We start from the raw sequence: 11,555 nt of genomic DNA, 5'->3' as shown, positions 1-11,555 counted from the left end.
GGGATATTCTCATATGAATACTTTAGATCATAATGATGAAATGAAAGCATATAGAAATACATTTAAGGTTCCTATAATAAAATTAGATGAGTTTAGTTATAGACACACCGAGGATACAATAATAGCAGAATATCCTCTTAGTCTTGTTTTAAATGGTAAATTTGAAAATACATTTTTATGTACTCCAACTAATTTAAAAGAATTGATAATAGGTTATTTATTAACTAAAGGTTGTATTACAAGTAAAGAAGATTTAATTAGTATGGTAATAGATAAAGAAAATAAAGTTGTGGATGTAAATATAAAAGATATTGAAAATATAAACTTAGATTATAATTCAATAAATTCTAAATCACATATATATGTAGATCATGTTTATGAAATCATGGAGTCAAGCCTAAATCATTCAAAATTATTTAAAGATACTGGAGGAGTACACAGTGTAGCTATTTTTGAAGGGAATAAAGAAACTATAAGTTACGAAGATGTTGCTAGACATAATGCTATGGATAAAGCAATAGGACACTGTATATTACACAATATTAATTTTGATAATAAAGCTATTGCAGTAAGTGGAAGAATATCATATGAAATGCTTTTAAAAGTAGCTAAAGCTAAAATACCGATAGTTATTTCTAAATCAGCTCCAACCAATTTATCTGTGGAATTAGCAAAAAAATCAAATATAACGCTTATAGGATTTGTTAGGGGAAAAAGAATGAATATTTATACTCATTCTTATAGAGTAAAGATATAAAATATACAAATAAAATTATAAAGGTGGAGGAATATGAGTAATAATTTAGGATCTTTTGTAATTGCAGATTCAAGCAAATGTACAGGATGTAGAGCTTGTGAACTTGCTTGTTTTACAAAACATAACAAAGATAATAATGTTGGTTATACTGTAGGGACTGTTGAAGTTCCAGTAATACCTAGATTATATTTAGTTAAAGATGAAGATGTATGTATGCCTATTCAATGTAGACATTGTGAAGATGCACCATGCTTAAATACCTGTCCAGTAAAAGCTATATCAAGAGAAGATGGAGTTATGGTAGTAGATAATGATAAATGTATCGGATGTAAAACTTGTTTATTAGCATGCCCATTTGGCGCCATAGATTTACAGACTCAATATAAAAATGGAAAAGAGGTTGAGCAAAGGGGAATAGATGAAAGTAATAAAGTAGCATACAAATGTGATTTATGTAAAGAAGATATCACAATTGCATGTATTAATGCTTGTCCTAATGAAGCTCTAAAGCTTATATCACCTATAGAAGATAAAAAATCTAAAAATATAAAAGCTGCACTTAGTTTATTATTAACTAATAAATAAATGTGAAAGGGGGAGCAATAATGATAATAAATATAGATAAAGATTTATGTACAGGATGTCAAGAATGTGTAAAAGTCTGTCCTACATCTGCAATTGAAGGAAATAAAGGAGAGCCACAAGAAATTAATTCACAAAAATGTGTAATGTGTGGACAGTGTGTTCAAGTCTGTAAATCATATGCATCCTTAATTGATAATGGTTATGAATTTATAGATGAAAAAAGAAAAGAAAGAAATCTACCTAAATCAATAAAAGAGCCAATATTTGCAGCTCATAATGTATGTGATGTAGAGAAAGTAAAAGAAGCCTTAGATGATCCTAATAAATTTACAATAGTACAATGTGCACCAGCAGTTAGAGTAGCTATAGGGGAAGAATTTGGATTAAGTTTAGGGTCTTTAACTCCTGGTAAAATGGCTGCAGCGCTTAAGAATTTGAATTTTGATAGGGTATATGATACAAATTTTCCAGCGGATTTGACTATAATGGAAGAAGGGAGCGAACTAATAACTAGAGTTACAAACGGTGGGACACTACCTATGTTTACATCATGTTGTCCTGCAGGGGTAAAATTTTTAGAAGATAATTATCCAGAATTAACAGACCACCTTTCTTCATGTAAATCACCTCAACAAATGGGGGGAGCAGTTTTTAAAACATATGGAGCACAAATAAACAATGTAGATCCATCAAAAATATATAGTGTATCTATAATGCCTTGTACATGTAAGAAATATGAAGCAGGTAGAGATGAGATGAATTCAAGTGGATATAAAGATGTTGATGTAGTTTTAACTACAAGAGAGCTTGCTTATTTGATAAAAGATATGGGGATAGATTTTAACAATTTAGATGATGAGAAGTTCGAGTCTCCATTAGGAACATATACTGGTGCTGGAACTATATTTGGGGTAACTGGCGGTGTTATGGAAGCGGCATTAAGAACTGGATATGAGCTAATAACTAAGGAAAGTATACCAAGCATAGATGTAAATGAAGTTAGAGGAAGTGAAGGTTTTAGAAGATTAGACATAACTGTTGGAAACTTAAATCTAAAGGTAGGAGTAGTAAGTGGATTAAAAAATGTAGTTCATATATTAGAAAGTTTAAAGAAGGGTAATTTGGACTTAGATTTTATAGAAGTAATGACATGTCCTTTAGGATGTGTAAGTGGAGGAGGCCAACCAAAATTATTATTAGAAGAATATAGAAATGTTGCTTATAAAAAAAGAGCAGAGTCAATATATGATCATGATAGAAGTTTGCAATTTAGAAAATCTCATGAAAATCCAGAAATAAAAAAAATTTATGAAGAATTTTTAAAAGAGCCTTTAGGTAGTATATCTCATCATTTACTACACACTGAATATTGTATAGGAAAGGAAGTGGCTAAATAAATGAATTGTTTTGTTATAGCTGATCCTAATAAATGTATAGGGTGTAGAACTTGTATGATAGCATGCGTAGTAGAGCATAGTGATGAAGAAATATTTCATGAAAAGTATGAATATATAAATTTTAATCCTAAGTTAGATGTAATAAAAACTGAAAAGGTAAGTGTACCAGTTCAATGTAGACACTGCGAAGATGCACTATGTGCAAAAGTATGCGCTAATAATGCTATTAAAAAGGTCAAAAATGGTATAAAAATAGATGAAAAAAATTGTATAGGGTGTAAGACTTGTATGGTAGTATGTCCTTTTGGAGCAATAGACTTATTTACTTTAAAAGAAGTATCTGATGATAAATTATATTTTAAAGAAAAAATGATTGCTAATAAATGTGATTTATGTATGAACTCTGAAGATGGTCCCGCATGTGTTAGAGTGTGCCCAACCAAAGCATTTAGAATTATTAAAGAAAATGATATAAAAGTAAATGTAAAAAATAAGAGAAAATCATCAATATTAATATAAGTAAGTTCATAAAACTATATAAATTAAAATATAGTTTTAAAATATCTCTATTGTGGTAATATAAGGTATGAGGATTAATAAGGAGTGAGATATATGACATTTACAAAAATAAATGATGTGGATAACAATACTCATAACAGAGATTGTATAATGATAGTTAATTTTAATAAAAAAGAATCTACTTTAATAAAAAATATATGTGGGTTTATTGGTGTTAGAGATTGTATATTTTTAGATAAAACAAACGGAAATGCAATAATTAAAAATATATTAGATAACGACATATCATCAGATTGTGAAGATGGTTTTGTAAATAAAGCTGTTATATTTAATAATATACATAATAAAAAGATAAATTCATTCTTAGAAAGTTTAAAGAAGATGAGAATAAATAGACCTTTGACAGCTATGGTTACAGAAACAAGTATAGACTGGACATTAAATAACTTACTTTATAACTTGATAGAAGAAAGAAAAGCTTTGTCTACTGGAAAAGACTTTTCTCATAAATAAAAAAATAAAATGTATCAAGAAGTCCTCTAATTTTTAGGGGATTTTTTTGTATAAAAAATTAATTTACTTTTAATAGATGGTTTAATGTTATACTAAAAAATATAAAATTTACATACGAATATTTGGAGATAATACATACTAAAAGAGGAAATAAGCAGATTTAAGTAGGAGGATAATTTTATGGATGTAAAATCTAGGATAGATGAATTAAGAAAAGAAATAGAATATCATAACAACAAATACTATAACGAAGATTCACCGGAAATATCAGATTATGAATATGATAAATTAACAGTTGAATTAAGAAAATTAGAAGAGGAACATCCTGAATTTAATATAGAAAATTCACCTACTAAAAAAGTAGGAGGTACTGTAAAGAGAGAATTAAGAAAAGTGGAGCATGACGTGCCAGTAATTAGTTTACAAGATGTCTTTAGTAAAGAGGATGTATATGAATACGTAAATAAAATGATAGCTGAACTTAAAGAACCTAGATTTGTAGTTGAGAAAAAGATAGACGGACTTTCAGTTGTATTAAGATATCATAATGGAGAGTTAACAGAAGGTATAACTAGAGGTGATGGTGTTATTGGAGAGTCAGTTTATGAAAACTTATTACAAATAAAGAATGTTCCTAAAACGATACCTACGAAACTACCGTACTTAGAGGTTCGTGGAGAGGTTTATATATCTAACAGAGAATTTGAAGAAGTTAATAAAAGACAGGAAGAAGTAGGAGCTAAGAAATATCAAAATCCAAGAAACTTAGCAGCAGGAACTTTAAGACAATTAGACCCATCAATAGTTAGAGATAGAAATTTAGATATATTTGTATTCAATCTTGAAATATCTGAGGGGATGGAATTTAATTCTCATTCAGAAACTTTAGAATGGCTTAAAGAACAAGGATTTAAAGTAAGTCCTGATTTTAAGGTATGTGAAACTGTAGAAGAAGTATGGGATTATATATCTAATGTAGGTGATCAAAGATGGAGTTTAGAGTATGCAATAGATGGAGCTGTTGTAAAAGTTGATGATTTAGCTGATAGAAAAAAATTAGGAATGACTATCAAGGTACCTAGATGGGCAGTTGCATACAAATATCCACCAGAGCAAAAAGAAACTATAGTAAAAGATATAATAATACAAGTTGGCCGTACAGGAAGGTTAACTCCTTTAGCAGTACTTGAACCTGTTAGACTAGCAGGAACTACTGTTTCAAAAGCTACCTTACATAATCAAGATGTTATAAATGAAAAAGATGTAAGGATAGGAGATACTGTAATAGTTCAAAAAGCTGGTGATATAATTCCAGAAGTTATAAAAAGTATTCCAGAAAAAAGATTGTCAGATTCTAAACCATATGTGATACCTAATATATGTCCAATATGTGGAGAATCAACAGTTAGAGATGCAAATGGAGCAGATACACGTTGTGTAAACCCAGCGTGCGATGCACAAGCAACTAGAAGTATATCGTACTTTGTTTCTAAAGATGCAATGAATATAGTTGGGTTTGGTAAAAGTAAGGTAGAAGCATTGATGGCAGCAGGGTATATAAAAGATATAGGTGATATATATCAACTTAAAAATTATAAGGATGAAATACTGGAGAAGAATGTTATAGGAAGAGATAAGTCTGTAAATAATCTTCTTAATGCAATAGAAGAATCAAAAACTAATAATATTGATAAGTTAATTACAGGTCTTGGAATAAAAAATGTAGGAAAACAATCAGCTAAAGTTTTAGCTGAAAACTTTGCTAATATGGATGAAGTAGCTAAGGCAGACTATGATCAATTAATAAATCTACCTGATTTTGGGGATACGATGGTAAATGATATAATTAAATACTTTAAAAGTGAAAAGTATCATACAATAATATCTAAGTTTAAAGAGTATGGTGTTAATGTAGTTTCGAAATCATCTGAAACAAAAGCTGAAGATAGTAGATTTGAAGGAATGACTTTTGTAATAACAGGAACACTACCAACTATGAAAAGAGATGAAGCTTCTGCACTAATTCAGTCATTTGGAGGTAAAGTTTCAGGAAGTGTGTCAAAAAAAACTAGTTATGTGTTAGCAGGAGAAGAGGCTGGAAGCAAATTAACTAAAGCTCAAACATTAGGTATAACAATTATTGACGAAGAGCAATTCAAGGAAATGATAAAATAAATAAAAAAATTAAGAGGTCTTTATTAAATAAGCATAAATATAGTCTTATTAATAAGGACTTTTTATTTAGAAAAATGAATAAGTTAGATGTAATATAATTTAAAGTTAGATATTAGCATAATATATTATGAATTGTATAATCATTACAAACTTAGAAAATAATAAATGAATGATATAGTATATTAATAAAGTTAATTTATATACTGTATTATGTGTAGTAAATTAATATAAATAGTGCTAGAATTATTTAATAAAGTGTAAATAATCTTAATTTGAATCTTAGACAGAAAAGTATATGCTGTCTTTTAGAAATATACAAGAAGGTAGATTTAAGAGAGGTAAAAAATGACTAGAATTGATAATAGAAAGTATGACCAAATAAGAGAGGTTAAAATAACTAGAAACTATACGAGATATGCAGAGGGATCTGTACTTATAGAAATGGGAGAAACTAAAGTTATATGTACTGCATCAGTAGAAGAAAAAGTACCTCCATTTTTAAGAAATTCGGGCACAGGATGGATAAATGCTGAGTATTCTATGTTACCAAGATCTACTCAACAAAGAAAGATAAGAGATGCATCTAGAGGAAAGATAGATGGTAGAACTCAAGAAATTCAAAGATTAATAGGTAGAGCAATAAGATCAGTAATAGATTTAAGTAAAATAGGAGAAAGAACTATCTGGATAGATTGTGATGTTATACAAGCCGATGGAGGAACTAGAACGGCATCTATAACAGGGGCTTTTGTGGCAGTGGTAGATGCTATATATAAATTATATAAATCTAAGGCAATAAAAGAAATTCCAATAAGAAACTTTGTATCTGCTATAAGTGTAGGTATTGTTGATAAGCAGTACATGATAGATTTATGTTATGAGGAAGATTCAACGGCTCAAGTTGATATGAACATAATAATGACTGATAATGGTGAGTTTGTAGAAGTACAAGGAACTGGAGAAGAAAGACCTTTCTCAAGAAAAGATTTAAATGCGTTATTAGAATTAGGAGAAAAAGGTAATAAAGAATTAATAAAGAAACAAAGAGAAGCTCTAGGAGAAATAGCTGATGAAATACTTGGTATGGAGTATGGAAATGATGTTGTAATTGCTACTAATAATGCTCATAAATTAGAAGAAATAGGTTCGATACTTGAGGATTTTGATTATAATATACATTCATTAAAAGATGTTAACTTAGATGGAATTGAAATCATAGAAGATGGAAAGACATTTGAACATAATGCACTTATAAAAGCAAGGCTAATAGCAAAGAAAACTAAAATGATAACAATATCTGATGATTCAGGATTAGAAGTAGATGCAATTGGCAAAAAGCCAGGTGTTTACTCTGCAAGATTTGCAGGTGAAAATGCTACGGATGAAGAAAACAGAGAAAAATTATTAAAAATGATGAAAAACATACCTTCTAGTCAAAGAAATGCAAGATTTGTATCAGCAATAGCAGTTGTATTCCCTGATGGTAAAGAATTTGTAGTAAGAGGTACTTGTGAAGGTACTATAGCATTTGAGGAAAAAGGAAACAATGGTTTTGGATATGATAATTTATTTATAGTTAATAAATATAATAAAACATTTGCAGAAATGCCTGCATCAATAAAAAATGCAATAAGTCATAGAGCGAATGCACTAGAAATAATGAAAAAGGAGTTTACAAAAAGGGTATCAAGATAATGAGAATTGGTATAGTTAGCGATACACACAGAATGGAGAATTTTATTAATAAAGCAATACCATATCTAAAGGAATGTGATTTAATAATACATGCAGGTGATAATTTTATAGATTCTAAGTACATACATAAAATGACAGGGATAGATATTATAGCAGTAAAGGGAAACTGTGACTTTGAACATATAGAAGATGAAATTATATTTTATATAGAGGATAAAACTATATTTCTATGTCATGGAGATAATTATGGTGTTAAATATGGACTTAATGAAATAGAGAGAGCAGCAATTAATTATGAAGCAAATATAGTTATATTTGGGCATACTCATATACCGTTATCTATTAAAAAAGACAATATCATATATATAAATCCAGGAAGTACATCAATACCCAGAGGTGGATCCTCAAGACAATTTGTCATAATGAATATTGATGAAGGAAAAATTAACTTAGAAGAAATAAATATATAATAGTATAAATAAACCTTCAAATAATAGGGAAGGCTTGTAAATACTTGTAAATAAAAAAACTTATGTGATATAATTAAATAGTTAAATAATAAGTATAATTAAATTACAAATCATTACATAAATTTTAGGAGGAAAAAGTTAATGAAAGCAGAATTAATAAAAAAAGAAGGTAATAAAGTAACTTTTAACTTAACTGTAGATCATGATAAATTTGAAGCTGCAGTAAATAAAGCTTACAATAAAAATAAAGGGAAATTCAACGTACAAGGGTTCAGAAAAGGGAAAGCTCCAAGAAAGTTAATAGAAGCTCAATATGGTAAAGAAGTATTCTACAATGATGCTATAGATTTAGTATTACCAGAAGTTTACCCACAAGCTATAGATACTTTAAACATAGATCCAATAGATAGACCATCATTAGATATTCAAGAAATAAGTCAAGATAATGGTTTAGTAATGGTTGTTGAAGTAGAAGTTAAACCTGAATTTGAATTAGGAACTTACAAAGGTATAGAAATATCTAAAGTTGATAATAATGTAAGTGAAGATGAGGTAGAATTAAGACTTCAAGAAATGGTAAACAGAAACGCTAGATTAGTAAGTGTTGAAGATAAAGCTATAGAAAGCGGAGATACTGCTGTTATAGACTTTGAAGGATTTGACAACGGTTTAGCTTTCGAAGGTGGAAAAGGTGAAAATCATAACTTAGTTATAGGGTCAAACTCTTTCATACCAGGATTTGAAGATCAATTAATAGGTAAAAAAGCTGGAGAAGAAGTTGAAGTTAACGTTACTTTCCCAGAACAATATCATGCAGAAAACTTAGCTGGAAAGCCAGTAGTATTCAAAGTAAAAGTAAATGATGTAAAAGTTAAAGAATTACCAGCTTTAGATGATGAATTTGCTAAAGATACAACTGAATTTGAAACATTAGCTGAGTTAAGAGCTGATGTTAGAGCTAAGGCAGAAGAAGAAACTAAAAACAAAGCTGAAGCTGAAATGAGAAATTCTATAGTTGAAAAAGTAGCAGATAACACAGAAGTTGAAGTGCCAGCTGCTATGGTTGAACATCAAATAGATAATATGATAATGGAACTTAACTACCAATTACAATACCAAGGATTAAACTTACAACAATTATTACAAATGACTGGTAGAAGTATAGAAGAGTTAAGAAATGAGAGAAGAGCTGATGCTGAGAAATTAGTTAAATCATCACTAGTATTAGAAGCAATAGCTAAATCTGAAGGTATAGATGCTTCTGAAGAAGAGCTAACTGAAGAATTAGAAAAAATGGCTTCTATGTACAATATGGAAGTTGAAAAATTAAAATCTTCATTAAGAGATACTGACTTAGAAGATATAAAAGGACAATTAAAAATAAGAAAAACGATAGATTTCTTAGTTGAAAATGCTAAAATAGCTTAATTTTATATAGCTTAAAATTTACAGTAGCCATTAGGCTACTGTAAATTATATATATAAGAATATAGAGGAAATTGAGGGGGTATAGTTTATGGCGTTAGTACCTACAGTCGTAGAACAAACAGGTAGAGGAGAAAGAGCCTACGATATTTATTCTAGATTACTAAAGGACAGAATAATATTCTTAGGAGATGAAGTAAATGATACTACAGCAGGGCTTGTAGTTGCCCAGTTGTTATTTTTAGAAGCCGAAGACCCAGATAAAGATATATATTTATATATAAACTCACCAGGAGGTAGTGTTACAGCTGGTATGGCTATTTATGACACTATGCAATATATAAAACCAGATGTAAGCACAATATGTATAGGATTAGCAGCTTCTATGGGTGCATTCTTATTAAATGCAGGTGCAAAAGGAAAAAGATTTGCCCTACCAAATAGTGAAATAATGATACATCAACCATTAGGTGGAGCAAAAGGTCAAGCAACTGATATAGAAATTCATGCGAAGTGGATATTAAAGATCAGAGAAAGACTAAATAAAATACTTGCAGAAAGAACAGGTCAGCCATTAGAAAAAATTCAAATGGATACTGAGCGTGATAACTTTATGAGTGCAGACGAAGCTAAAGAATATGGTCTAATTGATGAAGTAATTACAAAAGCAAATAGACCGTAGATGAAAAGAGGTGCTTAATATGTCTAAATACGAAGATAAAAGACAGTTAAAATGTTCATTCTGTGGCAAAAGCCAAGATCAAGTAAGAAGATTAATTGCAGGACCAAATGTTTACATTTGTGATGAATGCGTTGAGCTTTGTGACGAAATAATCCAAGAAGAAATAGAAGAAACTATTGATGAGGATACAACATCTTTACCAAAACCAAAAGAAATGATGGAAATCTTAAATGACTATGTAATAGGTCAAGAGAGAGCAAAGAAGGCTTTATCAGTTGCTGTATACAACCATTACAAAAGAATATACAGTAAAAAAGCTAATAGTAAAGATGTAGAAATACAAAAAAGTAATATACTTTTATTAGGACCAACTGGTTCAGGTAAAACTTTATTAGCTCAAACATTAGCTAAAACTTTAAATGTTCCATTTGCTATGGCAGATGCAACTTCTTTAACAGAAGCTGGATATGTTGGAGAAGATGTTGAAAATATACTTTTAAAACTTATTCAAGCAGCTGACTTTGATATGGAAAAGGCTGAAAGAGGTATTATATATATAGATGAGATAGATAAGATAGCAAGAAAATCTGAAAATCCATCTATAACAAGAGATGTTAGTGGAGAAGGAGTTCAACAAGCACTTCTAAAAATATTAGAGGGGACTGTTGCAAATGTTCCACCACAAGGTGGAAGAAAACATCCACATCAAGAGTTCTTAAAAATCGATACTACAAATGTACTATTTATATTAGGTGGAGCATTTGATGGTATAGAAAAAATAATCCAAAGACGTGGAGGAGATAAAACTCTAGGATTTGGAGCTAAAATTGAAAGTAAAAAGGAAGTTGATTTAGGCAAAGTATATGCTAAAGTTCTCCCAGAAGACTTATTAAAATTCGGTATAATACCAGAATTTATAGGTAGAATACCTGTTGTAGCAACTCTTGATTTACTAGATGAAGATGCTTTAATGCAAATACTACAACAGCCTAAAAATGCTCTTGTAAAGCAATATAAGAAATTATTAGAGTTAGATGATGTAGAACTAGAATTTGAAGATGATGCTCTTCGTGCTATAGCTAAAAAAGCTATAGAAAGAAACACTGGAGCTAGGGGTCTTAGAAGTATAGTTGAAAATGTTATGATGGAAAGCATGTATGAAGTTCCATCAAGAACAGATATCAAAAAGGTTGTAGTAACTAAAGAATCTGTTGAAGGAAAAGAAAATCCAATTATGATACTTAAAGATCAAGAAGAAAGTGCATAGATATAAAAGGAGCTAAGAAAAGCTCCTTTTTAAATTGTATAAATTTAATTAGTATAAATAATGTTTTAAA

Annotated in this window: 11 protein-coding genes; all 11 read left to right on the top strand. The window is 29.5% G+C overall.

Going from position 1 to position 11,555, the window contains the following annotated elements; all coding sequences use genetic code 11:
• The first annotated feature begins 13 nt into the window (after positions 1–13).
• The 11 genes from fdhD (at position 14) to clpX (ending at position 11,485) form a co-directional block, all read left to right on the top strand.
• The gene (gene fdhD / locus I2A66_RS06840) at positions 14–757 is read left to right on the top strand and encodes a formate dehydrogenase accessory sulfurtransferase FdhD (RefSeq protein WP_243238677.1); all 744 of its coding nucleotides are present in this window, start codon (positions 14–16) and stop codon (positions 755–757) included.
• 33 nt (positions 758–790) lie between these two features.
• Complete coding sequence (locus tag I2A66_RS06835) at positions 791–1,342, top strand: 4Fe-4S dicluster domain-containing protein (protein WP_122638918.1); 552 nt, start codon at positions 791–793, stop codon at positions 1,340–1,342.
• A gap of 20 nt (positions 1,343–1,362) precedes the next feature.
• Positions 1,363–2,739, top strand: coding sequence for a [FeFe] hydrogenase, group A (locus I2A66_RS06830; RefSeq protein ID WP_195251296.1), 1,377 nt, complete (start codon positions 1,363–1,365; stop codon positions 2,737–2,739).
• A complete protein-coding gene (locus I2A66_RS06825) occupies positions 2,740–3,258 on the top strand; it encodes a 4Fe-4S dicluster domain-containing protein (protein ID WP_195251294.1) in 519 nt (172 codons plus the stop codon). It begins immediately after the preceding gene.
• A 93-nt stretch (positions 3,259–3,351) separates the two neighbouring features.
• Positions 3,352–3,771: a DUF3783 domain-containing protein gene (locus I2A66_RS06820; RefSeq protein ID WP_147516659.1), complete on the top strand. Its 420-nt coding sequence runs from the start codon at positions 3,352–3,354 to the stop codon at positions 3,769–3,771.
• A 180-nt stretch (positions 3,772–3,951) separates the two neighbouring features.
• The gene (gene ligA / locus I2A66_RS06815) at positions 3,952–5,946 is read left to right on the top strand and encodes an NAD-dependent DNA ligase LigA (RefSeq protein ID WP_147516658.1); all 1,995 of its coding nucleotides are present in this window, start codon (positions 3,952–3,954) and stop codon (positions 5,944–5,946) included.
• Positions 5,947–6,291: 345 nt separating this feature from the next.
• Positions 6,292–7,641, top strand: a complete 1,350-nt coding sequence (gene rph / locus I2A66_RS06810) for a ribonuclease PH (protein ID WP_195251292.1) — start codon at positions 6,292–6,294, stop codon at positions 7,639–7,641.
• Complete coding sequence (locus tag I2A66_RS06805; protein ID WP_122638924.1) at positions 7,641–8,111, top strand: metallophosphoesterase family protein; 471 nt, start codon at positions 7,641–7,643, stop codon at positions 8,109–8,111. Before rph ends, I2A66_RS06805 begins: the two co-directional genes overlap by 1 nt.
• A 141-nt stretch (positions 8,112–8,252) precedes the next feature.
• Positions 8,253–9,539: a trigger factor gene (tig, locus tag I2A66_RS06800; protein WP_122638925.1), complete on the top strand. Its 1,287-nt coding sequence runs from the start codon at positions 8,253–8,255 to the stop codon at positions 9,537–9,539.
• 88 nt (positions 9,540–9,627) lie between these two features.
• Entirely contained in the window at positions 9,628–10,218 is a 591-nt protein-coding gene (gene clpP, locus I2A66_RS06795; protein ID WP_122638926.1) for an ATP-dependent Clp endopeptidase proteolytic subunit ClpP, read from the top strand.
• 19 nt (positions 10,219–10,237) lie between these two features.
• Positions 10,238–11,485 (top strand): ATP-dependent Clp protease ATP-binding subunit ClpX, encoded by a 1,248-nt coding sequence (gene clpX / locus I2A66_RS06790; RefSeq protein ID WP_147516656.1) that lies wholly within the window; start codon positions 10,238–10,240, stop codon positions 11,483–11,485.
• The last annotated feature ends 70 nt before the right edge of the window (positions 11,486–11,555 follow it).

Origin of the sequence: Romboutsia sp. 1001713B170207_170306_H8, assembly GCF_015550495.1 — a bacterium.
Classification (GTDB): domain Bacteria; phylum Bacillota; class Clostridia; order Peptostreptococcales; family Peptostreptococcaceae; genus Romboutsia_E.
The sequence above is the reverse complement of the archived record's forward strand: the minus strand, read 5'-3'. Positions and strand labels throughout refer to the sequence as shown.

What these genes read in the sequence shown, in the direction of transcription:
- fdhD (WP_243238677.1), top strand. Translation starts at nt 14, where the DNA reads ATGAATACTTTAGATCATAATGATGAAATGAAAGCATATAGAAATACA.
- I2A66_RS06835 (WP_122638918.1), top strand. Translation starts at nt 791, where the DNA reads ATGAGTAATAATTTAGGATCTTTTGTAATTGCAGATTCAAGCAAATGT.
- I2A66_RS06830 (WP_195251296.1), top strand. Translation starts at nt 1,363, where the DNA reads ATGATAATAAATATAGATAAAGATTTATGTACAGGATGTCAAGAATGT.
- I2A66_RS06825 (WP_195251294.1), top strand. Translation starts at nt 2,740, where the DNA reads ATGAATTGTTTTGTTATAGCTGATCCTAATAAATGTATAGGGTGTAGA.
- I2A66_RS06820 (WP_147516659.1), top strand. Translation starts at nt 3,352, where the DNA reads ATGACATTTACAAAAATAAATGATGTGGATAACAATACTCATAACAGA.
- ligA (WP_147516658.1), top strand. Translation starts at nt 3,952, where the DNA reads ATGGATGTAAAATCTAGGATAGATGAATTAAGAAAAGAAATAGAATAT.
- rph (WP_195251292.1), top strand. Translation starts at nt 6,292, where the DNA reads ATGACTAGAATTGATAATAGAAAGTATGACCAAATAAGAGAGGTTAAA.
- I2A66_RS06805 (WP_122638924.1), top strand. Translation starts at nt 7,641, where the DNA reads ATGAGAATTGGTATAGTTAGCGATACACACAGAATGGAGAATTTTATT.
- tig (WP_122638925.1), top strand. Translation starts at nt 8,253, where the DNA reads ATGAAAGCAGAATTAATAAAAAAAGAAGGTAATAAAGTAACTTTTAAC.
- clpP (WP_122638926.1), top strand. Translation starts at nt 9,628, where the DNA reads ATGGCGTTAGTACCTACAGTCGTAGAACAAACAGGTAGAGGAGAAAGA.
- clpX (WP_147516656.1), top strand. Translation starts at nt 10,238, where the DNA reads ATGTCTAAATACGAAGATAAAAGACAGTTAAAATGTTCATTCTGTGGC.